This is a genomic window from Streptodolium elevatio, from assembly GCF_053592165.1.
Window position 1 is genome coordinate 1 of sequence record NZ_JBSFVE010000029.1, and the last position, 25,024, is coordinate 25,024.

At 70.5% G+C, this 25,024-nt stretch carries 20 protein-coding genes and 2 pseudogenes; 8 read left to right on the top strand and 14 right to left on the bottom strand.

From position 1 onward, the window contains the following. Window positions 1–112 precede the first annotated feature (112 nt). On the bottom strand, window positions 113–1,660 hold the full coding sequence (locus tag ACWD12_RS35635) for a M28 family metallopeptidase (protein WP_450103074.1): 1,548 nt from the start codon (window positions 1,658–1,660) through the stop codon (window positions 113–115). A gap of 628 nt (window positions 1,661–2,288) precedes the next feature. Further along, the gene (locus tag ACWD12_RS35640; protein WP_450103075.1) at window positions 2,289–5,405 is read right to left on the bottom strand and encodes an ABC transporter substrate-binding protein; all 3,117 of its coding nucleotides are present in this window, start codon (window positions 5,403–5,405) and stop codon (window positions 2,289–2,291) included. Between the two features lie 178 nt (window positions 5,406–5,583). On the opposite strand from ACWD12_RS35640, the gene ACWD12_RS35645 reads away from it, so the two are divergent. Further along, window positions 5,584–5,826 carry a hypothetical protein gene (locus ACWD12_RS35645; protein WP_450103117.1) on the top strand — a complete coding sequence of 81 codons (243 nt, stop codon included), beginning with the start codon at window positions 5,584–5,586 and terminating at the stop codon, window positions 5,824–5,826. A 7-nt stretch (window positions 5,827–5,833) separates the two neighbouring features. Here ACWD12_RS35645 and ACWD12_RS35650 read toward each other — a convergent pair. Then, window positions 5,834–6,058: pseudogene (locus ACWD12_RS35650) on the bottom strand (LysR family transcriptional regulator); the annotation flags it as partial. Window positions 6,059–6,264: 206 nt separating this feature from the next. Then, window positions 6,265–6,852 (bottom strand): helix-turn-helix domain-containing protein, encoded by a 588-nt coding sequence (locus ACWD12_RS35655; protein ID WP_450103076.1) that lies wholly within the window; start codon window positions 6,850–6,852, stop codon window positions 6,265–6,267. Between the two features lie 60 nt (window positions 6,853–6,912). Here ACWD12_RS35655 and ACWD12_RS35660 point away from each other — a divergent pair, with 60 nt between their 5' ends. Then, a complete protein-coding gene (locus ACWD12_RS35660; protein WP_450103077.1) occupies window positions 6,913–7,899 on the top strand; it encodes an alpha/beta hydrolase family protein in 987 nt (328 codons plus the stop codon). A 436-nt stretch (window positions 7,900–8,335) separates the two neighbouring features. Here the strand turns inward: ACWD12_RS35660 and ACWD12_RS35665 are convergent, their stop codons facing one another. The 5 genes from ACWD12_RS35665 to ACWD12_RS35685 all read right to left on the bottom strand — a co-directional run bounded on the left by ACWD12_RS35665 (window position 8,336) and on the right by ACWD12_RS35685 (window position 13,169). Next, window positions 8,336–9,616: a S8 family serine peptidase gene (locus tag ACWD12_RS35665; protein ID WP_450103078.1), complete on the bottom strand. Its 1,281-nt coding sequence runs from the start codon at window positions 9,614–9,616 to the stop codon at window positions 8,336–8,338. Between the two features lie 144 nt (window positions 9,617–9,760). Further along, window positions 9,761–11,380, bottom strand: a complete 1,620-nt coding sequence (locus ACWD12_RS35670) for a hypothetical protein (RefSeq protein WP_450103079.1) — start codon at window positions 11,378–11,380, stop codon at window positions 9,761–9,763. 146 nt (window positions 11,381–11,526) lie between these two features. Next, entirely contained in the window at window positions 11,527–11,988 is a 462-nt protein-coding gene (locus tag ACWD12_RS35675; RefSeq protein WP_450103080.1) for a hypothetical protein, read from the bottom strand. Between the two features lie 33 nt (window positions 11,989–12,021). Next, window positions 12,022–12,246 (bottom strand): DUF397 domain-containing protein, encoded by a 225-nt coding sequence (locus tag ACWD12_RS35680; protein WP_450103081.1) that lies wholly within the window; start codon window positions 12,244–12,246, stop codon window positions 12,022–12,024. Beyond that, window positions 12,246–13,169, bottom strand: coding sequence for a helix-turn-helix domain-containing protein (locus ACWD12_RS35685; protein ID WP_450103082.1), 924 nt, complete (start codon window positions 13,167–13,169; stop codon window positions 12,246–12,248). Before ACWD12_RS35685 ends, ACWD12_RS35680 begins: the two co-directional genes overlap by 1 nt. 54 nt (window positions 13,170–13,223) lie before the next feature. Here ACWD12_RS35685 and ACWD12_RS35690 point away from each other — a divergent pair, with 54 nt between their 5' ends. Both ACWD12_RS35690 and ACWD12_RS35695 read left to right on the top strand, forming a co-directional pair. Next, window positions 13,224–13,637 (top strand): ATP-binding protein, encoded by a 414-nt coding sequence (locus ACWD12_RS35690; protein WP_450103083.1) that lies wholly within the window; start codon window positions 13,224–13,226, stop codon window positions 13,635–13,637. A 52-nt stretch (window positions 13,638–13,689) separates the two neighbouring features. Continuing rightward, entirely contained in the window at window positions 13,690–14,691 is a 1,002-nt protein-coding gene (locus tag ACWD12_RS35695; protein ID WP_450103084.1) for a hypothetical protein, read from the top strand. 63 nt (window positions 14,692–14,754) lie between these two features. On the opposite strand, the gene ACWD12_RS35700 is transcribed toward ACWD12_RS35695, so the two are convergent. The 3 genes from ACWD12_RS35700 to ACWD12_RS35710 form a co-directional block, all read right to left on the bottom strand. Further along, on the bottom strand, window positions 14,755–15,534 hold the full coding sequence (locus tag ACWD12_RS35700) for a tyrosine-protein phosphatase (RefSeq protein ID WP_450103085.1): 780 nt from the start codon (window positions 15,532–15,534) through the stop codon (window positions 14,755–14,757). Window positions 15,535–15,743: 209 nt separating this feature from the next. Further along, window positions 15,744–17,894 (bottom strand): glycogen debranching protein GlgX, encoded by a 2,151-nt coding sequence (glgX, locus tag ACWD12_RS35705; protein WP_450103115.1) that lies wholly within the window; start codon window positions 17,892–17,894, stop codon window positions 15,744–15,746. A gap of 394 nt (window positions 17,895–18,288) precedes the next feature. After that, a complete protein-coding gene (locus tag ACWD12_RS35710; RefSeq protein ID WP_358349881.1) occupies window positions 18,289–18,651 on the bottom strand; it encodes a hypothetical protein in 363 nt (120 codons plus the stop codon). A 435-nt stretch (window positions 18,652–19,086) separates the two neighbouring features. Here ACWD12_RS35710 and ACWD12_RS35715 point away from each other — a divergent pair, with 435 nt between their 5' ends. The 3 genes from ACWD12_RS35715 to ACWD12_RS35725 all read left to right on the top strand — a co-directional run bounded on the left by ACWD12_RS35715 (window position 19,087) and on the right by ACWD12_RS35725 (window position 22,056). Beyond that, window positions 19,087–19,545: an NAD(P)H-binding protein gene (locus ACWD12_RS35715; protein ID WP_450103086.1), complete on the top strand. Its 459-nt coding sequence runs from the start codon at window positions 19,087–19,089 to the stop codon at window positions 19,543–19,545. Window positions 19,546–19,688: 143 nt separating this feature from the next. Then, on the top strand, window positions 19,689–20,963 hold the full coding sequence (locus ACWD12_RS35720; RefSeq protein ID WP_450103087.1) for an Ig-like domain-containing protein: 1,275 nt from the start codon (window positions 19,689–19,691) through the stop codon (window positions 20,961–20,963). Window positions 20,964–21,288: 325 nt separating this feature from the next. After that, window positions 21,289–22,056 carry an enoyl-CoA hydratase/isomerase family protein gene (locus ACWD12_RS35725; protein WP_358349985.1) on the top strand — a complete coding sequence of 256 codons (768 nt, stop codon included), beginning with the start codon at window positions 21,289–21,291 and terminating at the stop codon, window positions 22,054–22,056. Between the two features lie 76 nt (window positions 22,057–22,132). Here the strand turns inward: ACWD12_RS35725 and ACWD12_RS35730 are convergent, their stop codons facing one another. Continuing rightward, window positions 22,133–22,549: a type II toxin-antitoxin system death-on-curing family toxin gene (locus tag ACWD12_RS35730; RefSeq protein WP_450103088.1), complete on the bottom strand. Its 417-nt coding sequence runs from the start codon at window positions 22,547–22,549 to the stop codon at window positions 22,133–22,135. Between the two features lie 954 nt (window positions 22,550–23,503). On the opposite strand from ACWD12_RS35730, the pseudogene ACWD12_RS35735 reads away from it, so the two are divergent. Continuing rightward, window positions 23,504–23,596, top strand: a pseudogene (locus ACWD12_RS35735) (heme o synthase); the annotation flags it as partial. A gap of 156 nt (window positions 23,597–23,752) precedes the next feature. Here the strand turns inward: ACWD12_RS35735 and glyA are convergent. Continuing rightward, window positions 23,753–25,018, bottom strand: a complete 1,266-nt coding sequence (gene glyA, locus ACWD12_RS35740; protein WP_450103089.1) for a serine hydroxymethyltransferase — start codon at window positions 25,016–25,018, stop codon at window positions 23,753–23,755. Window positions 25,019–25,024 lie beyond the last annotated feature (6 nt).

Consider the following 25,024-nt stretch of genomic DNA (forward strand, 5'->3'; position numbering starts at 1 on the left):
CGACACGACTGGTTCCACCTAGGTCGTGTCTTCAAATTCTCGCCGGGCCCGCGGGGCGGGGGGGCCCCGCCGGGGGGGGGGGGGGGGCCACGGGTCGGGAGCCGGTGCGTCGTCAGGAGGCGACGTACCCCGGCCGGTACGCCGCGTCGACGGCGCCGGCCGCCGACGAACGCACCTCGGGCGGGAAGCCCGGGTTGCCGTCGGAGTTGCCGTTGACCGCGCGCGTGCTGTTGGCGAACGTCCCCATCGCGTAGGCGATCACGTCGGAGTTGAGGTCGAGCGCCTTGTTGCTGATGTTGGCCGTGGTGTCGCACGCCGCGTGGTAGCACGGGTCGAACGCGACGCCCGCCGTGCCGCCGTACTTCGCGGCCTGCTCGGGCGTCTTGATGCCCTCGGCGCCGGTGAAGGTGCCGCCGGACGGGATGCCCACCGCGATGAACGGCCCGTAGTCGGAGCGTCCGTCGAAGTCCGTGCCCTCGTGGGCCGAACCCTTCTTGTCGAGGTAGCCGTTGATGAACGCCTCGATCTCGGCGGAGCCGGTCGGGCCGGCGGGGGAGCCCACGCCGTCCGAGTTGTCGCCGTCGTACACGAACTCGGCGTAGTTCGGCGAGCCGATCATGTCGAAGTTGAGGTACAGCGCGAACTTGCGCTGCTGCTCGGGCGTCAGCTGCGACACGTAGTACTCGGAGCCGAGCAGGCCGAACTCCTCGGCCGACCAGAACGCGAAGCGCACCTTGTTGGCCGGGCGGTCCTCGAACTTGGCGAGCTGGATCGCGGTCTCCAGGAGGCCCGCGCTGCCGGAGCCGTTGTCGTTGATGCCCGGGCCCTCGGACACGGAGTCCAGGTGCGCGCCGGCCATCACGATGTTGTCCTCGTCGCCCCACTTGGACTCGGCGATGACGTTCGTCGTGGTGCGCTGCTCGCGCAGTTCGCGCAGTTCGAGCGTGACGGTGACGGGTCCGGCCGCCACCTGCGCGGCCAGCGCCTGGCCGTCGGCCTGCGTCACGCCGCCGGTGGGCACGATGCCCGCGGTCGGGTCGCCGAGCGTGCCGTTGAGGGCGCCCGCGGTGTTGTTGTAGATGATCGCGCCGACCGCACCCGCGCCCGCCGCGACCTGCTGCTTCTGCGCGAACGTGCAGCCGCCGCGCTGGACGAGGGCGATCTTCCCGGCGTACGAGCCGGTCGCGTAGTCCTCCGCCTCGCAGCCGGGCGTCGCGTCGGCGCCGGTCGGGACCGCCGCGACCTGCGCGGTGATGCCGCCGACCGGGGTCGACGGCGAGTAGGACATGACTATGACGGGCACGTCCGCCGGCGTGGGCGAAACGACCTTGAGGCTTTCCGCCAGGGTTTCGGTGTACGTGAACTCGAAGTCCTGCTCGGTGATCAAATACCCGGCGCGGTACAGCTTCTCGGCGACGTAGTCCGCCGACTTCTCGTGGCCGCTCGCACCGGCGACCCGCGTGTTGCCATTGCGGTCCGCGATCTTCTGGAACGCCTTGAGGTGCTTGGCGACATTGTCGGCCGTGACCTTCTTGGCGATCTTCTCGCCGAGTTTCGCGTCGTTGTGCGGGTGCGCCTCGGCCGGGGTGACGGCGAGGCCCACGAGCGCGATGCCCGCCAGACCGGCGGTGAGAGCCCGGCCGAGATGACGCTGCGTCATACAGGTCCTTTCCAGGGCAAACTGGGCGCGACGGCACGCATCTCTCCCAGGGATGGCGGGGAGGTGGTGCGCGGCGCGCGGGACGTTCCGCGGAACGTACCCCCGGTAGCACCCAACAGACCAGATGCGACCGGCGGAATTTACAAACATTCACGAGGACGGTCGCACCGCGCGGGGCGCGTGTTACTTCAGCACGTAATCCCGAAAGTCGCCGGACACGGCCATGAGTACGGCGAACCCCAGCACGGGAGTGAGGATCAGAGCGATCAGTATCCCTATGCCGTAGTCCGTGAGACGCAATCGCCAACTGTCCCAGTTTTCCTCGGGTGCAGGTGCCGCGGGGCCCTCGTCTCCTGTTTCCGCGTTCTCCACGGCATTCTCTCCGGAGTCCGCGCCAGAGCCCGTCCCGTAGCCCGTCCCGGAGTTCGCGCCGAAGTTCACCGGAGGGTTCGCCTCGGAGTTCGCCCCGGAGTTCGCTGCCGCGTCCGCGTCTCCCTGCGGGCCGCCGGGTGGGCCGTGCTCTCTTCCGCCCTGCTCTCTCCCGCCGCGCGCGCCCTTGCCGGAACCGTGCTGTCCCACCGCGTGCCCCACCCTTCCCCGTTCCCGTCCCCCCTGTGGGTGAGCGAGTCTACTTTTTGCCCACCCGGTCCCACCGCAGGACGCCGTCCGCGTAGGCGCCGTCGAGGCCGGTCAGGCTGCCCTCGCGCTGCACGGCGTAGACGGAGATCTCGGCGTACAGCCACCAGGGCGGGTCCTCGGCGAGTTCGGTGAGCAAGGTGCGGTAGGCCGCCGCCTTCGCCTCCGGCGTGCGCGCTCCCCGGATCGTCGTCCACGCCGTGTCGACGGTGTCGTTGCGGTACGCGAGGTAGTTCCCGCTGTACCCGCCGCGCGTGATCGCGAACAGCCACGTGTCCAGGTCCGAGCCGGACTCGTAGCCCCACACCGCCTGGAACTGGCGTCCGCGCAGGATCTCGCCGAACCGGGCCGCGTCGGCGAGCTCGTACGTCATCGTCACGTTCCGGAACCCCGCGAGCTGCTTCTTGACCGCGTCCAGCGTGGCCTGCTCGCCCTGGCCCGCGGTGACCTTGAACGAGACGGGCTTGCCCGCCGCGGCCAGTTCGTCGAACAGCGCCTGCGCCTTCGCGGCGTCCGGCCGGTGCTCGGGGGCCACCGCGCTCAGCGGGGAGTCGGACGGCACGATGCTGTCCGCCGCCTTGGCCCCGGTGCCCGCTTCCTTCGCGATCGCGTCCGGATCCAGGGCCAGGGACACCGCCTGCCGGGCCTTCGGGTCGTCGAACGGCGCGACGCCGGAGTTGAAGCCCATCATGACGCCGCCCGCGTTGACCGAGGGAACCAGCTCCAGGTCCGCCGAACGCGCCTGCTGGAGATCGTGGTTGGCGCTCTGGAAGTTCACGTCCGCGCGACCGTCTATCACCGGTGCCATCGGCTGCTGGGTGTCGACCTGGAAGACCAGCGAATCGAGCAGCGGCCGGTCCGGGCCCTGCCAGTAGTCGGGGTTGCGCACGAACACCTGCTTGTCGCCCGGCGTCCAGCTCTGCAGCATGAACGGGCCGGCTCCCACCGGCTTCTTCCCGAACCCCGCGGGGTCGGCACGGATCGCGGTCGGGGAGCCGACGTACGCGAGTTCGTCGGCGACGAGGTGGTCGTACGTCAGGTCCGGCACCGGCAGCGTGATGTCCAGGCGCGTCGTGCTCACCACGCGCATCGCCGCGCCGCGTATCGCGTTGGAGTGCATCGAGTCCGGGGTCTGGGCGTGTCGGTCCCAGTTGAACTTGACCGCCTCGGCGTCCAGGGGCGTGCCGTCGGTGAACTTGACGTCCGGGCGCAGTTCGAGGCTCCAGGTGAAGCCGTCGGGCGTCGAGGTCAGTGACTTCGCGAGGTGCGGCTCCACCTTGCCGGTGCTCTGCCGGAAGACCACGAGCGGGTCGTAGAGCGCGGACATGCGCTGGCCGTCGGCGTACGCCTCGTACGTCGTGCCGACCGGGTCGAGGGTCTTCGAGTCGGCGTTGATCGACACGGTCGCCGTGCCGCCCCGCGGGCCGCCGCCCTGCGGGTTCTGCGCCGGGGAGTTCAGGTCGGTCGGCCGGTCCGAGGACTTGGCGCTCGGGCTGCCGCCGCCGATGAGCTGCGCCGTGCCGATGCCGATCCCGGCGAGCACCGCCATCGTGGTGACGACGACCACGGCCAGCCAGGTGCGGCGGCCGCCGGGCATGCGGTCCAGACGCGAAGTGCGCGGCGGTGCGGCGGGCTGGTGCGGGAAGGGCAACGAGGGCGGCCCGTACGGGGATTGCCACCCGCTGTGCGGCGGCGGGGTGCCGTGCGGCGTACTGCTATGGGACGGGCTGCTGTGCGGCGAACTGCTGTGCGGGGTGCTGCTGTGTGGAGTACTGCCGTACGGCGGCGAGTGCGGGGACTGCGGCGGTCCGGTCGGCGGCGGTGGCGCGTTCAGGTGGGACGGCTGCGGATAAGCGCCGGGCGGCGTCGACGGCGTACCCGGTGGCGGCGGCGGTACGGAGCCGTCGTAGGCCGTCGAGGCCGGCACGGACCCGTAGGTCGTACCGAAGCCCGAAGCGGATCCCGAGTTGGGACCCGACCCCGCGCCGGACCCGAGGCCGGAACCGACGCCCGACCCGACGCCGGATCGCGCACCCGAGTCCGACCCGTGCCCCGGGGCGGGATCCACGGCGGAGTTCGAGCCGGTGGTCGGATCGTCGTTCGGATCGTGACCCGGATCATGGCTCGTGCCGTGTTCCGGGGCGGGCGGCTGCTTGGCCGGGCCCGGGTGGGCGGGGCGTCCGGGGCTCACCGAGAACGCCGGCGGGGCCGACCCCGCACCGGCCGCCGCCTGCCGCGACAACTGCTGGGCGTGCTCGCGGCGTTCCGAGATCGACGCGAGGACGCCGTCCGGCAGCCAGTCCTCGGTCGTGTCGCTCGTGAGCATGCGTACGAGCTCGGTCGGCTGCGGCCGCCGGGCGGGGTCCTTGGCGAGGCAGTCCGCCACGATCCCTCGTAGCTCCGGCGGCAGCCCGGTCAGGTCCGGCTCGGTGTGCACGACGCGGTAGAGCATCGCCTGTGCCGAGCCGCCGCCGAACGGCGCCAGCCCGGCCGCCGAGCACAGCACCGCGCCGAGGGCGAAGACGTCCGCCGCGGGCGTGATGCGCTCGGACTGCAACTGCTCGGGGGACAGGAAGCCGACCGAGCCGACCATGTAGCCGGTCTGCGTCACGGTCGCGCCCTCCAGGGCGCGCGCGATGCCGAAGTCGATGACGCGCGGACCGTCCTCGGCGATGAGGATGTTGGACGGCTTCAGGTCGCGGTGGATCAGGTCGCAGGCGTGGATCGCCTCCAGCGCCTCGGCGAGCCCGGCGCCCAGCACCCGCAGCGCGTGCACCGGGAAGGCGCCGTGGCCGCGTACGGCCTCCTCCAGCGACGGACCGGGGATGTACTCGGTGACCATCCAGGCGGGGGTGGCGGCGGCGTCCGCGGCCACGACGGCCGCGGTGTGGAAGGCGCTCACCCGGCGGGACGCGTAGACCTCGCGCCGGAAGCGGGCGCGGAAGTCGGGGTCCACCGACAGCTCCGCGCGTACCACCTTGATCGCGACGAGCCGCCCGCTCGCCGAGCGGCCGAGGAAGACCTCGCCCATGCCGCCCGCACCGAGGCGGGCCACCACGCGGTATCCGCCGACGTCCGCAGGATCGCCCGGGCGCAATGCCTGGATCACGAGTCCGCCCCCTCCAAGCCCGGGAGTCGACGCTACCGCAGGTCCGGTGCGCAGGTCAGCGGGACTTCCCCCGCCGCGGTCCGGTGCGCCCGTGCGGTCGCCGACTCCCGGGGCCGTCAATGCCGGTGTTGCCGTCCGTTGTCTCTTTGCCGCAGATTCTCCCTATCGTTCCGCGACCGTGAGGAGCGGGCCGAAGGAGTACGTCGTCGCCCCGCTGACGAAGCACCCGTCGGACCAGGTCGTCAGATCGGCCCGGCTGGACGGAATCGGCCAGGTGACGGCAGTCCTGGCGTCGGCCGGGCTGACGTACGGCGTGATCGAGGGCGCCGCCGAGGGCTTTGCGCATCCGGCGGTGCTGCTGTCACTGCTGGTGACCCTGGTTGCGTCGGCCGGTCTGCCCGCGACCGCCGGGCGACATTGACGCCCCCTATCTGCTCATACGCGGGCAGCAGATCGTCGCGGAACTGACGGCCGACATCAGTGAGAGCAACGCGGCGGCTGCTGCGCTCGAACAACGAGCCCCCGATCCGCCGCTCAAGCGCCTTGATCGTCTGACTGACCCGGCCGGGAGAGACCCCCAACCGTTCGGCGGTTCGCGCGAAATGCAGTTCATCGGCCAGCGCGAGGAAGGTCTCGATCTCGTACCGCTCCACCAAGCTGCCCGTTCGGAACGCGCTGTTCGCTCTCACCTTTGCCGATTTCGGCTGATATCCCTAAAAACACTAGATCTTTCGGGCAACACGGGTCCAGCCCCTGCCCGCCCGTCTGTCCGGTGAACCGGCGGAACGCGGTCACTCCTGGCGGAACACAATGGCCTCTCGGGGCGAACCAGTTGGGGTGAACCATGGGCTCTGCATAGCTATCGGGCATCGGGGCTCGGAGCAGCCGGGGTCGTGTGATCGGCGCCGGTGTCGGTCGGCGGTGCTTCGACGGGGAAGAGGATCGGGCTGATCAGGTACTGCGTGCGGTCAGGTGACGGCTCGTTGGCCAGGTGGGGGGCGATCGCCTCCCGCATCCCGCCGATCACCCCGTGCAGTTCCCCGGGGCTGAGCCAGACGGCGTGCTGCCGGTAGCCGACCAGGTCGGCTACCGGGTCGGCCGTGTCGCGGTCGAGATACGCGGTGAATTCGGCGGCGAGGGCCGCCAGTGCGGTGACGAAGGCACGGCGATGGTCGTCGAGGGAGAGCGATTTGACCGCGTCCGTATCGATTCCCGCACGGTCGCGGCACAGCCGGTAGCGGCGCTCGACCGCGCCGCGCACGCGCTGCTCGCGAGCGACTTCCAGGACCCCGCCGGCTGCGAGCAGGTCGATGTGCCGGTAGACCGTGGCCTTCGAGACGTCTTGAATACGGGCGCACAACTCGGCGGTCGTCAGCTCCCTTCCGCCGCGCATCGCGTGGATCACTCGCAACCGCACCGGGTGTGCCAGGAGTTCGAAGGCATCCATCCCGTAATGATCTCATGCCATGCTACCTTTCGCATTCATTGCGAAGGGTTGTGATGAGGGATGCCTGACCACGCCGCGACAGAGTCCACGACCGGCTCGGTCCTCACCTGGGTGCCACCGCCCTATGCCGAGCCCGGCCGCTTCAGCGAGCACGAGGTAACCGTCGGCACGGGCCCGGTCGCCGTGCCGGGCACGGTGAGCGTCCCCCGGGGGCAGATTCCCGGCCCCGGCGTGGTGCTGCTCGGCGGCGGCGGACCGTTCGACCGCGACGAGACCTGCGGGCCGAACAAACCGCTCAAGGACCTGGCCTGGGGGCTCGCCAGCCGCGGGACGACGGTGCTGCGCTTCGACAAGGCGACGTACGCCCACCGCGAGGTCGCCACGGCATCGGACCTGACCATGACACAGGAATACATGCCGTACGCCGTTGACGCGGTCGGCCTGCTCCGCCGCCACCGGTCGGTGGACCCCGAGCGGGTCTTCGTCCTCGGCCACAGCATGGGCGGCAAGATCGCACCGGCCGTCGCCACCGCAGCACCGACGGTCGCGGGCCTGGTGATCATGGCCGGTGACACGCAGCCGATGCACCACGCTGCCGTCCGCGTCATCAGCTACCTCGCCACGGTGGTCCCCGACCAGGTCCCGCCCACGACCGTCGCAACCTTCCAGCGGCAGGCCGCGCTCGTCGACAGCGCGCAGCTGACGCCCTCGACCCCCGCAGCGGATCTGCCGTTCGGCCTGCCCGCGCCGTACTGGCTCGAACTGCGCGACTACGATCCAGTCGCGATCGCGGCCGGACTCGGCAAGCCGATGCTCATCCTCCAAGGAGGACGCGACTACCAGGTCACCGTCGCCGATGATCTGGCCCGATGGCGGGCGGGCCTGGCCAACCGCCCGGAAGCCGACATCCGTGTCTACGATGCCGACAACCACCTGTTCTTCCCCGGCGCCGGACCATCCACCCCGGCCGAATACGCATACCCACAGCATGTCGACCCCACCGTCATCGCCGACATCGCCGACTGGCTGAGCCACTGCAAGGCATGAGCGCCCGGCCCCGGCAACACCGGGGGACGACGTCAGCGTCCGTCGTCCACCAGCCTTGCCGCCGATGTCGCATCAAGGCGACCACCAGGGCCGAGACCCACAGGCAGAAGACGTGGTGAGCCTGGTCGACGGAGTATCGGCCGTGCGGGAGGCGTCGTCGTCGACCCGCCTGTTCGTCCCATCGGGCTCACGACGTTCGGACGGGAAAAGCGGGGCACCGGGACGGTTGGCTTCGTCGTCGAACTTCCACCGTGGTCCCTGGACCCGCCACTCCAGCAGCTCCCGTGCTCCGTTGATCAACGGCATCAGGCGCTCCTTCTTGCGGCCCCGCGTCCTCTTGCCCTCTACAAGAACTTGCCGAAGTGGCCGAGGTGCCAGTGGATGTCGGACACATCGGCCAGGCAAAGCTTCAGGAACTTCTGGGCAAGTCACCGGTTCAGCCGAGTAACTCCGCGCGCCGTCGGTGAGCGCGCAAGAGGGCGTACGCGAGCGAGAGCACGGCCAGCAGGCCGCCGACCACCGCACCCACGATGCCCAGAATCGTGCCCAAGCCGGCACGGTCGCCTGGGGGTGGCGCTCCGGCCTCAGGCCGCGTCGTGGGCGGATCCGCGGCGGTCGGCCCGGCGGGAGCGGTGTCCTCGGCAGTCGAAGTTCCCGTCGGCGCAGCGGACTTCGCGGCCGCATCGGCTGTCGCAGCGGCCGACGAAGTCGCGGAGGCACTGTCGGAGGGTGTGGCGGATGGGGCGGCGGTGCCGGGCGGTGGAGGCGGCGGATCGCCGCGTACACCGAGCAGCGGACTGACGTCGGCGGGCCCCGGCGGAGCGTCCGACTGAAGCGCGCGGCGGGGACTCACGATCCCGAACCCGACATGGTCGTTGGGGATTTGCTCGTTCGGCGCGGTCGACGTGTTGCCGATGAGCCGCCGGATCACCTGGTTCGCGGTCCAGTCCGGGTGCGCCGACCACACGAGCGCGGCGACTGCGGAGACCAGCGCGGCGGCGCTGGAAGAGCCCGTTCCCATGCAGTACTTGGTGGGTGCCGTACACGCCGCGGGGATGTCGACACCCGGGGCCGCGAGCGAGATCCAGTGGCCGTAGTTGCCGTCGCTCCAGGTCCTGCCGTCCGTACCCACGGCGCTGACGGCGAGCACACCGGGCAGCGCGGCGGGGTAGACGACGCCGGGACCGTTGGCCGGGACGTTGCCGCCGCTGGCCACGACCAACTTGCCGCGGCTCAGGGCGTAGGCGACCGCGTCCGTCTGCGCCGGGTTCCGGCCGATGCCGCCGCTGGAGATGTTGACGATCTGCGCCGGTGAGTCGGCGGCCGCCCGGATCGCCCGCGCGGCCTCGTCCGTCTCGAACACCCCCGAGCCGGTCATGCCGGGGATCCGGAAGGACATCACCTTGGCCTCGGGGGCGACGCCGTGGACGCCTTGGCCGCCGCCGGCCGCGCCGGTGCCCACGATGAGGGAGGCCATCTGGGTGCCGTGTCCGCTGCCATCGCCGGGGCCGAGCGGTGAATCGGTCACCTGGCCCGACAAGTCGGTGTGCGACGCGTCGACCCCGCTGTCGACCACCGCGACCGTGATGCCCGCGCCGCGCGCGATCCGCCAGGCCTCGTCCATCCGCCACGAGTCCAGGTACCACTGCTGTGCCCGGACCGAGTCCGCGCGGGCGACCGGCGGCGCGACGAGCGCGAGGCCCGCGTACGTCGTCATCACAACTACCGTGCAGGTGAGCAGCCGCCGTGTGGGGGAGGCGGGACCGGGCATCGGCTTGCGGTCCTTTCGAGGCACGAAGTGGGTGCCGTGCACCCCGAGTTGGCGGCGATGGACACTCGCCGGGCATCACCCTGCGGACGGTCAGCCCACAACGGGCGGGACGGGTGGCCTCTCCGCGGCGGCGGTGTCCTCGTCGTCTTGGAGGTACTCGGCCCGACCGCCACGCCGACGGCGCTCGTCCGAAGGGACGGCGGTACGTCCGGCCCCGCCTGTGGGACGGCGACCCGTGTGGCCGTCGTCGGCCCCGGTGATCGGCGGCCGTCCGCCGGCCGGGTTGCGCAGTCCGGAACCACCGGGCGAGAAGGGCCTGTTGCCGAGTGCGCCCGTGCCGGTCCCGCCGACCGGCCCCCGCTGCCCTGCCGTCGGGTGTGCGGGCACGCCGCCGTGCACCGGTCCGCTGCGCGGGCCACCGCGCGGGGAGGCGGCGCTTGTTGAGCCTGGAACGCTCTGACCGCCGGTGATCGCGGGAGTGCCCGGGCGGCCGTACGGCCGGGCACCGGAGGTTCCGCCGTTGGCAACTGCGGTTGGTGTCCCGGGAATTCGGGTTGCCGGGACTCCGCTCGACACCGGCTTACCCCCGAACGTCCCCGTGGGGCCGGTGGACAGCGGCCGGTTCGGGGTCCCGCCGGGCGGCCCCGGGGTGCGACCGGCGGTTCCGGTGCCGGGCCGGGGGGTGGAGAGCGGGCCGGAGCCGGGTCCGGTGGGCCCGCCGGGCGCCTTGCCCGGGCGGCCGGACACGAGGCCCGGCGAGCCGACGATCGGCGGTGTGAACGCGGTGCTGCCGGTGCCGCCTGTGCCGCCGCCCGGCCCCGGGGGAGAAGGCGCGGTCGGGGTCGTGGCGGCGGGAGGCGTCAGAGTCGCCGTACCCGCGAGGTCGACGTCCGCGGGAGGCAGGGGGCTGCCGGGGACGGTGCCCGGATCCTGCGTACCGGTGATCGGCGGGACCTGTGTGGGGACTTCCGTCCGGGGGACGGTGACTGTGCTCCCCGGCCCGGTCGAACCGCCGGAACCGGTTCCGTCCGTCCCGTGGGCAGTGGGCGGCGGAGCGCCGCCATCGGGGCGCGAAGGGCCGTTGCCGGGGCCGTCGATCTGGTTCCACGCGACGTTCTCGACGCCGTACAGGTTCGGCGCATCGGGAAAGGTCGGCGGGGCCAGGGCCGTCATGCGGGCGGCGGCCGACTCGTACCCCATCGCCAACTTCCGCATCTGCGCGGCCGCCTCGATGCGCTGGTTCTCGATGTTCGCCTTCGCGCGGTCCACGTCGACGGCCAGCTTGCCCGCTTCTGTGGGGCTGACGGTGGCGACCACGGACAGAGCCGCCGGGTTGGCCGTGATGCTGTCGACGAGTTCGACGTCGGAGGTGGGGACCGGCGGGAGCTTTGTGGAGCCGATGCCCACCGCGACGTCCAGAAGTGTGCTGCCGACATCCCCCGAGTAGTTGGCCAAGTGGTGTGTCGTAACCACGAGTTGGTCCGCCCATTCGCGGAATCGCCGGGCGGACTCGCCGTCCCAGTCGAGGTTGTGGATGCCGGACGCGAGCTCCTCCGCGGCCTGGGTCAGCATCTGACTGGCCGTGCCGAGTCTCACGCTCGCCTCGAAGGCATGCGTCGGCGACGCCGTGCCGAACATCTGCAACAGCTGTTCGTGCGTGTATCCCATGAAGTTCGTCTGGCCGCTCGGAGCGTCGGTCACAATGCCCATGCCGGCCTCACCTGCCCCCGGTTTGTACTGCCGTGTCGCATCGTGCTGCATGCGTTGCATGTACTGCACGTACCGATGCCCTGACGCACCGCAGGGCCGTATGCCCTGCCGTGCCTCAGGCAACTGCGCTTACAGCGCACGTGCTTTCAGTCGATTCCGCGGATTTCCCGTGCGCCGTTCACAACGATCGCGGGCGAATTGCCACCGGTCGGCGGAATCTGCGGCTGTCGGCTCAGGGCCAGCGCACGGGCCATTTCCGCCCGATTGGAGCTGTCGGCCTCGGCGGTCTTGCTGCCCGCCATCTTCAGCGACAGCGCCATGACCTCGATCTGTGCACGCAACTGACCGGCAAGGCCCTCCAGTTGAAGGACGACCCTGCTCATGGTGTGCTGCACGAAGTCGGACTCCGCGAACCCGGTGCCGAACCCGCCGGGCGTCGGCGGATCACCGGCCGGCTTGCCGCCGACAGGCCCCTGCATCAACTGGTCGAGTACGCCGCGGACGCGCTTCTCGAACGCGTCGAGCTGTTCGAGGCTGACCTGCATCTGGCCGGAACTCAACCCCGCCCAGCCGTTGAACCCTGGTCCGCCCAGGTCGTCATTGATCATCCGGAGCCCTCCCCCGTGGAAGCGCCATCTGATTCAGATGTGAGGAGTGTAGCCAAACGCCGGTTCGGTGTGCGGAACGAAACCCTCTCGATTGCCGTGACCGCCGAGAAAGTCGGCCCAGACCCGGGAGTTGAAGCACAACCGCGGCCCGTCCGGTCGCTTCGAGTCACGAGTGAGGACGCCATGGCCGTCCGCACGAGCCACCTCGACACACGCGTTGTCGGCGTTGCTTGAGTGACTGGACTTGATCCACACCATCAAAGACCTTTCGCGCGATCGGTCAGCAGTCCCAGCGATGCGCCGGGATCGAGCGCCGCTCTGCTCGCATGGCTGAACAGATCGGCGCACTGGGTAACTTCCCGGTCGAATCCTGTCGCAAGCGTGCCCTTGATGGACTCGATGAACAGTTGATCGTGATCGCGCTCGTTCGGGAAGCGCATGATCTGGAATGTCGAGACGAGCGCACCGCTACGTCCTGCCGCGAAGGGCACGACTTGCAGCGTGACGTTCGGAGCGGCGCACATGCTCGCAAGGTGTTGCAACTGGTCGCGCATCACGCCTCGCCCACCCGTCTCCACGCAGAGCGCCCCCTCCCACAGGAGCACGTGCAGATTGAGCTTGGGGGCATCGATGAGACGACGTTGCCGTCGCAGGCGTACCTCGACCGTTGCCTCCATCTGCTCGGCGCTCAGGGGCCGCACGCTTGCCGCGTTGATCGCCCGTGCGTAGTCCCGGGTCTGAAGCAGTCCGGGAACGGCTGTGAGCTCGTAGTTCAGAATCGAGCTCGCCGCATTCTCCATGGCGAGGAAGGCGAACTGGCTGGGCGTCAGAACGTCTTCGTAGCGCACCCACCACTCGCGGATCTGGTCCTCGCCCAGCAGCGCACGCAGATCCTCGCGCGACTCCGGCGCGACACCGTACAAGCCCAGCAGCTTCTCGAGCTCCCCGGGCTTGATCCCCGCCTGGCCCGTCTCCTGGCGGCTCACCTTGGAACTCGCATAGCCGATCCGGTCCGCCACGTCGCGCAAGGTGAGCCCCGCGTCCTTGCGGTGGCGCTGCAACTCCGAGCCGAGACGCTTGAGCCTGAAACGAGCTGTCTTCGTCGTGCGCACGAATCCTCCAGCAACATCCCGACGGTCGTTGCGTGCTGCGTCATTGCCGAGCACCGTCAACAGCAACACTGACCGCACTCTCCGTGCCGCGTCAACCACCTTCCGTAACTGACAGAGGATCACATGTCCCGCACCCTGACGCGGCGCCGCACGTTCCTCCATCGCGCCGAACTCACCCCCGCCGCCGTACCCGCACTCCGCCGGATCCTCCGCAGCCACCTCGAACTCTGGTCCCTCGAAGACCTGTCCGACGCCGCGGCGCTGTGCCTCACCGAACTCCTCGGCAACGTCCTACAGCACTGCCCGCGCGACTCCTGGGTGACCGTCCGCGTCCACCCCACCGAACACGGCCTCCGCATCGAGGTCTTCGACCCCGACCCCCGCCTCCCCGGGCATCACGCGGCCGCCCCTCACCCCCTCGCCGAATCCGGCCGCGGCCTGGCCCTCGTAGCCGCCCTCGCCACCCACCACGGCCACACCCCCGCCGCCCACGGCAAATGCGCCTGGGCCGAACTGAACTCCCCACCTCACGGGTGATCGCCCGTGGTGTCGGAGGGGTCTGGGGCACGGGGGTGTCTAGGTTTTGGGGATGGGGAGTGATCCGTTCGGGCTGGTGTTGCCGTTGGGGTTGGCGCTGCCTGGGGACGGGCCGTTGTGGTTGGAGGAGGTGGTGCGGCGGCAGGGCGGGGTGGCAACTGTGCGGCAGTTGCGGCGGGGTGGCGTACGGGACGCGGAGCGGTTGCGCAAGGTGCGCGCGGGGGAGTGGGTGCGGGTGACGCCCGCGGTCGTGCTGCTGGGGGAGGGGGCGCCGAGTCGGTGGCAGGTGGCCATGGCGGCGGTGTTGCACGCGGGCGGGCGGGCCGTGGTGACGGGGTTGACGGCGCTGGAGTTGGCGGGAGTATCGAACATCCGGTACGCGTCGGAGGTGCACGTACTGGTGTCGCGCGAGTGTGGGGCGCGGTCGTCGGGGCGGCTGCTGTTCGAGCGGACGAAGCGCCTGCCCGAGCCGTTGCCCATTCGGCTCCCGCCGACGGCGCCGTACGCGCGGGCGGTGGCGGACGCGTGCCGGCGGCTCGCGGACGGTGCGCGGGCGCGGGCCACGGTGCTGGCCGCCGTGCAGCACCGGCTTTGCGGGGTCGGGGAGTTGCGGCGTGAGGCGGCGTACGGGAGGGGCCCGGCGGCGGTTCGGATGCGCACGATCGTCGACGAAGTCGCTTCGGGCGTGGGGTCGTTGCCGGAGGCGGAACTGCGCGTGCTGGTCCGTGCGGCCGGGTTGCCCGAGCCGCTGTGGAACCCGCGGGTGTACCGCGCCGACGGGCGGTTCCTGTGTTCGCCGGACGCGCTCTGGGAGGACGAAGGCGTCGTGGTGGAGGTGGACTCCGTCGCGTATCACGATTCCGACGCCCAGCAGGTCCACACGGCCGAGCGCGGACGTGCCATGCGCGCGGCCGGTCTGACGGTGGTGTCGGTGTTGCCCCGGCAGATCCGCGACGACGGGCCGGGCGTGGCGCTGTTGGTGCGGGACACCCTGCGCGCGGCCCGGCAACGTGCGCCCGCGCACTTGGGTCTGTGGGTACGCGGAACCGAGTAGGCGTACGGAGGTGCACCGGGACGCACGCTGGGAGCGTGTCCGCCCGACATGTAGGGCGTCGGGTCAGGCTTCCAGGAGGCGGGTGCGCAGGGCCTCGATGTGGGTGACGGGGATGCCCATGCCTTCGCGGACGTACGCCTCGACCGAGCCGTACTCGCGCTCGGCGGTGTCGAAGGCGGTGTCGAGGTACTCGCGCCGCACCGCGAACATCGAGCGCAGGTGCTCCGGGTCGAAGCCGCGCTCGGCGATGCCCCGCAGGATCTCGGCGTTCTTGGCGCGCAGGTGGTTCGCGCTGTCGAGGTAGTCCTCGTAGATGGTCTCGCGCGGCACGCCCAACAGGGTCAGCAGCACGGCCGAGGTCCAGCCGGTGCGGTCCTTGCCCTGCGAGCAGTGGTAGACGACGGCGTTGTCGGTCTCCGCCATCCGGGTGAACACCTTGCGGTACGCGGCCCGCGCGAGGTCCGTGGTCACGAACCGCCGGTAGACCTCGCTCATCAGCTCGACCCCGGCGTTGCCGCCCATGATCTCGCCGGCCCGCTTCGGGTCCGCGAAGACGTCGCCGAACAGCTCGTTGTTGCCGTGCCCCATGACGTCGGCGATCAGCAGCTCGACGCCCGCCGGCAGCAGGTCCGGCTCGCGGTCGCGCTCGTGCTCGGAGCGCAGGTCGCACACCAGCCCGATGCCCAGGCGTACGAACGCCTCCGTGTCGGCGGCGTCCAGCGCGGCCAGCCCGTCGGAACGGAACACGAGCCCGGTACGCACCTTGCGCCCGTCGGCGGTCGCGTGGCCTCCCGCGTCCCGGAAGTTCGGGGCGGTGGTCAGGATCGGCGTGGGCGCGGTCATCGGCGTCGGGCTCCGTTCGTGCGGGGGCGCGCACGTGGTTCGGGCACGTGTGCGGGGCGCGTTGCCCTACCAGGGTGACATCCCTCTTCGGGGCATGCCTCACGGGCCCTACGGCGGCGTACGCACGCCCGTGTTCCGCCCGACGGGCCGCGGCCGAGCAGGGAAGCGGATGGTCCGCCCGCGCACCCGCTGCCCCGGCACGTCGCGCGTCAGGTCGGGGCCCATACCGCGTGCTCGACGCGCAGCAGCATCGCCGAGCGGCCGGTGAGGGTGATGGCGGTGTCGCCGGGCACCGGCTCGTTGAAGCGGGCCATGGGGTCGGTGTCGAGCGCGGTGTCGAGGACGATCTCGTACGAGTGCGCCCACGGCTCGCCCGGCAGCATGAAGCGCATAGGCTGCGACGAGGCGTGCAGGATGACCAGGAAGCTGTCGTCGACGATGCGCTCGCCGCGCGGGCCGCGTTGGCGGATGTCGAGCCCGGACAGGTACATCCCGAGGGTCGCGGTCGGCGAGAACCAGTCGCGTTCGGTCATCTCGCGGCCGGTCGGGGTGAACCAGGCGAGGTCGCGCAGGCCGTCGGGAAAGGACGGGCGGCCGGAGAAGAACGCCCGGCGGCACAGCACCGGGTGCGCGCGGCGCAGTCTGATCAGGCGCGACGTGAGGTCCAGCAGCGGGCGCCACTGCGGGTCGTCCAGTGCCGACCAGTCCAGCCAACTCAGCTCGTTGTCCTGGCAGTAGGCGTTGTTGTTGCCGCGCTGCGTGCGCCCGAACTCGTCGCCCGCGACGAGCATCGGGACGCCGGTCGACAGCAGCAGCGTGGTCATCATGTTGCGCAGTTGCCGACGCCGCAGCAGGTTGACCGCGGTGTCGGGCGTTTCCCCCTCGTAGCCGCAGTTCCACGAACGGTTGTCGTTGGTGCCGTCGCGGTTGTCCTCGCCGTTGGCCTCGTTGTGCTTGCGTTCGTACGACACCAGGTCGCGCAGCGTGAAGCCGTCATGGGCGGTGACGTAGTTGATCGACGCGTACGGGTGCCTCCCGTCGTCCTGGTAGAGGTCGGACGACCCGGACAGCCGGTACGCGAGATCCCGCACGTCGGGCCGCGCACCCCGCCAGAAGTCGCGCACGGTGTCCCGGTACTTGTCGTTCCACTCCGTCCACAGCGGAGGGAACCCGCCGACCTGGTACCCGCCTTCCCCTACGTCCCAGGGCTCGGCGATGAGCTTCACGCGCGACAGGACCGGGTCCTGGCCGATGACCGTCAGGAACGACGAGAGTTTGTCCACGTCGTGCATCGAGCGGGCCAGTGCGGCGGCGAGGTCGAAGCGGAACCCGTCGACGCCCATCTCCGTCACCCAGTAGCGCAGCGAGTCCGTGATGAGCTGGAGGACGTGCGGCTGCTGCACGTTGAGCGTGTTCCCGCAGCCCGTGTAGTCGGTGTAGTTGCGGCCACCGTCGCGCAGGCGGTAGTACCCCGCGTTGTCGATGCCGCGGAAGCACAGGGTCGGCCCGCCCGGCCCGCCCTCCCCGGTGTGGTTGTAGACGACGTCGAGGATCACCTCGATGCCCGCCTCGTGCAGCGCGTGCACCATGCGGCGGAACTCGTGGACCTGGCCGCCGCGCCCGCCCGCCGACGAGTAGCCGGCGTGCGGGGCGAAGTAGCCGATCGAGTTGTAGCCCCAGTAGTTGCCGCCGCGGGCGCGCAGCAGGTGTTCCTCGGAGACGAAGTGGTGCACGGGCAGCAGTTCGACGGCGGTGACGCCGAGGCGTACGAGGTGGTCGATCGCGGCGGGGTGGGCGAGGCCGGCGTACGTGCCCCGGAGCTCGTCGGGGATGCCCGGGTGCCGCGCGGTGAAGCCTTTGACGTGCAGTTCGTAGATGACCGTCTCGGCCCAGGGGATCTTGGGGCGGCGGTCGTCGGACCAGTCGAAGTCGTCGTGGACGACCACGGACTTGGGCACGAAAGGGGCGGAGTCCCGGCTGTCCAGCACGTCGTCGGCGCCGCCGCGCACGTGCCCGAAGACGGCGTCGTCGAGGACGAACAGGCCGTCGATCGCCCGGGCGTACGGGTCGAGCAGCAGCTTGGCGGGGTTCCAGCGGGCGCCGCGCCAGGGCTCCCAGGGGCCGTGCACGCGGAAGCCGTACCGCTGCCCGGGGCCGATGCCGGGGAGGTAGCCGTGCCAGACGTGGAAGGTCTGGTCGGTGAGCGGCAGGCGGGTCTCGCGCAGGGTGCCGTCCGCCGCCTCGTCGAACAGGCACAGGTCGACGGCCTCGGCGCCGCCCGCCCACAGGGCGAAGTTGGTGCCCGCGCCGTCGTGCCGGGCGCCGAGCGGGAGTCTGCGGCCGGGCCACGGCGGGTCCATCCGGCCGTTCGGATACGCCCGCGCACCCGCGGTACTTCCGGCCGGCGGGCCGGCGGTGGGGTACGCGGGCTTGGGCCGGAACAGCCCGAGCCGACGTGTCGTGGCCTCCCCCTTGCGTGCCATGGCTTCGCCCTCCCCGCCGTCGTGCCGCCCGTGGTCGCTACGCAGGGTGTTCCCCTTCGGAGCACAGGCCAAAGGCTCGGTGACGGATGGGACTAAAGGCGGATTGCGAGATTGATGCCGGGAAAGCGAGCGAACACCCGGTCCGGGCGGTCTCGTACGGCACCAAGGGGTGGCCCGGTGGCGTCGTGGACACCACCGGGCCGACGTGAGCAAAGCGCAGCGACTGCGCGGCGGGACTCCTTAGGCGATCAGGCCCGTCTCGGGTCCGGGCCTAGAACCAGAACGGGAAGAACCCGCCCCAGGTGCCCTGCTGCGACTGGCCGTTGCTGTTGTTGCCCTGCTCGATGACGACGACGCCGCCGTTGTCCTTCACTCCGGCCGTGTTGTTCTGGTTGGTGGCGCCGGAGCCGTTGGCGCTCTGCTGCGTGGCGTTGTAGTTGCCGTCCACGCCGCCGCTGACGTTGCCGCTGCCGGAGTTGGACGTGGTCGACGTCGAGGTGGTCGTGGTGGATGCGGTCGAGGTGGACCCGTTGTCGGCGTCCGCGCCGTTGTCGGCCACGGCGGCACCGGCACCGAGGATGAGCAGGCCGGCCGCGAGCGGGGCGACGGCGAGGGTGCCGAGGATGCGCTTCATGAGAGTCCTCCGTGAGACAGCGGGGCCCCGCTTGGTGGGCGGGGCCCGGGAGTTGGGTTCGTGTCGCCGGAGAGGCCGGCCGGCCCCGTCCCGGCATGGCGACGTCGTGTGACCAACTTGTCGCAACAGGTGACCGAAAATCCAACCGCTGAGGCGGTGTTCGCTCGTGCGAGTGATCTGGAAGCCCCATCCCCCAACGAGAGCCCCCGACCGGGGATACGCCCCGCGCCCGATTCCCGTGGCAAATTAACCCGTTCTGCGGCATCCAGTGACTTTGTAGATAAGTCATGAACGTCTGTCACGTTTGGCGGAGCGCGCAATCGTGCTTCAACTCGATTCGTACGGCGCACAACAGGCGCGCAGGGCGTGCGCGGCGAGCCCGCGCTGCAGTACGCACCAAACCTTCACGATTGCCCCGGCAGGTACCGTTGCCGCATGCCCGTCGTCGTGATCGGAGCCGACCGCCCATTGGGCGGGGCGCTCGTCCTCGCGCTCGTGGAGCTCGGCGTGCCCGACCTGCGGGCGGTCGTACGCGACCGGGCGTACGCGCCGGCGCTGCGGGCGGCGGGGGTGCGCGTCTCGGTGGGCGACCTGTCGGATCCGTTGCGCCTGGGCGCGGTGCTCGAAGGCGCCCACACAGTCGTGCACCTCGACACGGGCCCGGAGGGATCCGGCGGTCCACTCGACACCTGGGACTGGCTGCTGGAGGCGGCGGAAGACACCGGGCTGACCAGGATTATCACGGTTGTTGAGGATGAGCGGATATCGCCTGACAGGGGAGGCTATGACGTGGTCCTTCTGCCGGGCCGGATCACCCGAAGTAGTGGCGGCGCCACCGATGCCGACGACCCCGCGCTGGTCAGCGCGTTGATCGAAGCGGACCGCCGTCGGTGATCGTTCCGATTCGGTTACGTATACCCCCGGGAGGCAACCGAAGGTGTGTGCATGACGTCTAAACGACGAATGGCTCAACGCGTGCAAGCGCGACGGGCCGTTTCTCCCCCCGGATCCACCCGTACGTGAAGGGAAGCCAGTACATGTCCCGAGCACCGAAGCCGCCCCCAGGTCGACCAAACTGGCGCCACCTCGTGGCGCTGCTCCTCGGTGCCATGCTGGTTCTGACCGCGTGCAGCGGAGGCGGCGGCAAGAAGTCGGACGGAAGCGGAGGTTCGTCCGGCGGCTCAGGCGCCTCGGGCGGTTCGTCCGGCAACGGCGGTACGACCGGCGGCACCAACGCCCCGGCCAAGGCCGACCCCGCCCGTGTCACGGTCACCCCCGCCGACCTGGCCACGGGCGTCGAGGTCGGCAGCGTGGTCGTGGTCGAGGTCGGCCCCGAGGACAAGCTCGACAGCGTCAAGGTGATCAACGCCCGCAACGAGCAGGTCGACGGCGCCCTGGACGCCGACGGCAAGACCTGGAAGCCCAAGGTCCCGTTCACGTTCGGGTCGAAGTACACCGTCACCGCGGTCGCCAAGAACAAGGAAGACCAGCCGACGACGTCGACGACGACGTTCACCACGCTGAGCAACGACAACAAGATCACCGCGAGCTTCTTCCCGGACGACGGCACCACCGTCGGCGTCGGGCAGCCGATATCGATCAAGTTCAACAAGCCGGTCAAGGACCGCGCGAAGGTCGAGGCGGCGCTGAAGGTCACCGCGTCCCCGGCCGTCGAGGGCTCGTGGCACTGGTTCGGCAACCAGCGCGTCGACTATCGCCCGAAGGACTACTGGGCGACCGGCACGTCGGTGAAGGTCGACCTGAACCTGCGCGGAATAGACGCCGGGAACGGCGCCATGTTCGAGCAGTTCAAGAGCTTCGGCTTCAAGATCAGCGACACCAAGACCGTCAGCGTCGTCGACGTCAACACCAAGACGATGAAGGTCTACAAGAACGACGCGCTGGTCAAGACCATCCCGGTCACCACCGGTGAGATCCCCGCGTACGCCACGTGGGGCGGCAAGATGGTCGTGATGGAGAAGTACGTCAAGACCCGGATGAACTCCCAGACGGTCGGCCTCGGCTCCGAGTACGACATCGACGACGTGCCGTCGGCGGTCCGGATCACCACGTCCGGCACCTTCGTACACGGCAACTACTGGTCGCCGCCGTCGACGTTCGGCTCGCAGAACGTCAGCCACGGGTGCATCAGTATGACTCCCGACAACGCCAAGTGGTTCTACGACAACGCGGCCATGCCGGGCGACATCGTCGACGTCGTGAACGCCAAGGAGCGCGTCGTGTCCCCGGACAACGGCTACGGCGCCTGGAACCTCACCTGGGAGGCCTGGACCCAGGGCTCCGCGCTCTGACGGGCACGACCTGACGGGCCCACGGATCGACAGGTCGACGGGCTGATGCAAGGCACCGCCGGGATCCGCAGATCCACCCCGCTCGGGAGGACCCGCGGATCCCGGCGGCTTTTCGGGCGCGACGCCGGCCCCGGCGCGACCGGCACGTCTGTCAGGCACGCCGGCCACGCCAGGCACACCGCTGGCACGCCGTGGCGGCGCGGCCCCGCCCCACCCTTCCGCGCGCGTGGCCGTATTGTCGGCTGCGGGCAGGCAACAAACGCTGGCCGCAACCGTGCTGAGCCGTGCTGAGCCGCGCAGAGAAGGAGCAAACGTGGGCGAGTTCGTGAACCTTGAAGTGGCCGACGGAATCGGAACGATCCGGCTGGCCAGGCCGCCGATGAACGCGCTGAACGTACAGCTGCAGGAGGAGCTCCGGGCGGTCGCCCAGGAAGCCTCCGAACGGGCCGACGTACGCGTTGTCGTCGTGTATGGCGGCGAGAAGGTCTTCGCCGCGGGGGCGGACATCAAGGAGATGGAGGCCATGACGTACACCGACATGGTTGACCGCGGCGCCGCCCTCCAGTCCGCCTTCACCGCCGTCGCGCGGATCCCCAAGCCGGTCATCGCCGCGATCACCGGGTACGCCCTCGGCGGCGGCTGCGAACTCGCGCTCTGCGCGGACTTCCGCGTGTGCGCCGACAACGCGAAGCTCGGCCAGCCGGAGATCCTGCTCGGCATCATCCCCGGCGCCGGCGGCTCGCAGCGCCTGCCGCGCCTGGTCGGGCCCGCGAAGGCCAAGGACCTGATCTACTCCGGCCGTTTCGTCGACGCGCAGGAGGCCCTGGAGATCGGCCTCGTCGACCGCGTCGTGGCGCCGGCTGAGGTCTACGAGGCGGCGCTCGCGTGGGCGGCGCAGTTCGCCAACGGCCCGGCGTACGCGCTCCGCGCCGCCAAGGAGGCCATCGACCGCGGCCTGGAGACGGACCTCGACTCCGGCCTTGAGATCGAACGCATGCAGTTCACCGGCCTGTTCGCCACCGAGGACCGGGCGATCGGCATGAAGAGCTTCGTCGAAAGCGGCCCCGGCAAGGCGAAGTTCGTCGCCCGCTGACCCGCATCCCGCACCGCAATCGTGGGGCCCTGGCCGCACCGCGTGTACCGCCACACGCGCCGCAGCCAGGGCCCGATCACGTCCCGACTCCTGCCCCCGCCCCTGCCCCGCCCCGATAAAGGGCACGAAGCCGTACGCCGATCTCCCCGGTGTCTGCGAGCGCCCCGGTCGTCACCGCCACGACGAACGCCTCCGCCCGATCCACATCGACAGGCACCGCGGGCACGCCGTTGAGCGCCAGAAACACCCGCGCGGCCACCCAGGCCGTCCGCTTGTTCCCGTCCACGAGCGCATGGTCACGCGCGACGGAGTGCAACAGAGCAGCGGCTTTGTCCCAGACCCCGGGATACGCGTCCGCGCCGAACACAGAGGTACTCGGCCGCGCACTGGCACCTTCGACGAGCCCGCGGTCGCGAACCTGCGGGACGTCACCGAATGCCTCTCGGGCGACCAGCAGCAGTTCGTCGGCGGAGAGGGAGTCGATCGAGGTCATGACGGCTCCGAGGGGCGGAGTGGGGAGTACAGGGCAGCGGGTGTCAGGCGCAGGCGGCGGTACGGATACCGGCAGCGGACCGTCGTCCTACGCGAGCCGATCCAACAACTCGCGATCCTGCGCGGCGATCTCGGCCGCGAGCCGACTGACAAGCGCAGCGCGCTCCCGCGCGGGAGCGGGAGTTGCCGCCTCCGCCGCCGAGGACGCGGAAGCGGGTACGGATTCCGCAACCCCACCGCGGTCCGGCTCGCCCGCTCGATCATCCCTGCCCATGCACAAAACGTAGCGCGCGCGGCGCCCCGCCTTCACGGCATTTCCCGGCGGTCGACCAGGCGGCGGCGTCCCACCTGCACGCGGCCGGGTGTGTGCCCCGGGACTTGCCGGTTGAGGCAAACCCCCACGGGGCGGTCCGCCTCGTGATGGTGCCCCATCCCTTCGCGGCCGGAGGCCGCCGGGAGGAGGAGGTATGTCCACGTGTGATCGACGAGCGCAGCGAGGAGAGCGGCCGGAGGCCGCCAGTCAGACTTTCCTGCGCCGGAGGGAGCGAAGCGAGTGGAGGTGAAGGAAAGTCAGCGGTCGGAGTGCGAAATCGCGTGGCGGAGCGAGCAACGAGCGCAGCCACGCGATTTTGTGCTACGGCCGCACTCAAACAAAAGCGCCACACCCTTCCCAAGGGCTGAATGCCACGAGTGCTCCGCTTGAACGGCCGCGTCGACCGGGAATCGCCCTGGTGCGGGGTGTTCCGCCGTTGTCTCGGGGGTGTTCAGCCTTGACTAGGGGTTGTTCCGCTGTTGGTCTCGGGTCCGGAAGGGGTGGGGCACGGCCACGGGGTGAGAGCCGGGAGGGGGCACGGGCTCAGGGCGGGGCCGGAGAGGGACGGGCACGGGGTGAGACCAGGACGCGGCACCGGCTCGGGGTGACGGCAAAGGGGCGCGCGGAACCCCCATACCACAACTGGTGTCGCCGCGCGAGTGCCTGGCGTTCGCCACCGCGCTCGGCGTGATCTCGACCGTGTGGTTCTGGGTGCTGGTCAACCCGCTGTCGGCGGGTCACGCCATTACCCGCAGAGCGCTACCCCTGGTGGAGGTGGCCTCGTGGCGCTTCCCAGCCCTTGGCCACCGTCGCCTTGCTCCCGAAATGCTTGATGGGCCCGCTCGTTGGGGGAGCGGGCCCATCAAAGGGCGAATCAGGAATCCGCGGGGGTCACAGGTTCGGGTACAGCGGGTGCTTGGCGGCCAGGGTGGCGGTGCGGGCGCGGAGCGCTTCGCGCTTGGCATCGTCGAAGTCCGGCTTCAGGGCTTCGACGATGACGTCGGCGACCTCGCGGAAGTCGTCGTCGGTGAAGCCGCGCGTGGCGAGTGCGGGGGTGCCGATGCGCAGGCCGGAGGTCTTCATCGGGGGCAGCGGGTCGTTGGGGACCGCGTTGCGGTTGACGGTGATGCCGACCTCGTGGAGGCGGTCCTCGGCCTCGCGGCCGTTGAGGTGGTTGTCGACCAGGTCGACGAGCACCAGGTGCACGTCCGTGCCGCCGGACAGGACCTTGATGCCGGCGTCGGCCGCGTCCTGGGCGAGCAGACGCTCCGCCAGGAGCTTCGCGCCGGCGAGGGTGCGGGCCTGGCGGTCCTTGAACTCGTCGCCCGCGGCGACCTTGAAGGCCACCGCCTTTGCGGCGATGACGTGTTCGAGGGGGCCGCCCTGGAGGCCCGGGAAGACCGCCGAGTTGATCTTCTTGATCAGCTCCTCGGTGGCGAGGATCGCGCCGCCGCGCGGGCCGCCGAGGGTCTTGTGGGTCGTCGTGGTGACGATGTGCGCGTGCGGCACCGGGCTGGGATGCAGGCCCGCGGCCACCAGGCCCGCGAAGTGCGCCATGTCGACCCAGAGGTACGCGCCGACCTCGTCCGCGATGCGGCGGAACTCCGCGAAGTCCAGCTGGCGCGGGTACGCCGACCAGCCCGCGACGATCATCTTCGGCCGGTGCTCCTTGGCGAGGCGTTCGACCTCGGTCATGTCGACCAGGCCGGCCGCGTCCACCTTGTAGGAGACGATGTTGTACTGCTTGCCGGAGAAGTTGAGCTTCATGCCGTGCGTCAGGTGCCCGCCGTTGGCGAGGTCCAGGCCGAGCACGGTGTCGCCGGTCTGCAGCAGGCCGAAGTAGACGGCGGCGTTCGCCTGCGCGCCCGAGTGCGGCTGCACGTTCGCCGCCTCGGCGCCGAACAGCGCCTTGATGCGCTCGATCGCCAGGTTCTCGACCACGTCGACGTACTCGCAGCCGCCGTAGTAGCGGCGGCCCGGGTAGCCCTCGGCGTACTTGTTGGTCAGCACCGAGCCCTGGGCCTCCAGAACCGCGACCGGCGCGAAGTTCTCGGAGGCGATCATCTCCAGGGTCGACTGCTGGCGGTGCAGCTCGTCGGCGACGGCGGCGGCGACCTCAGGGTCCACCTCGGCCAGCGGACGGTCCAGGATCGTCACGGTGGG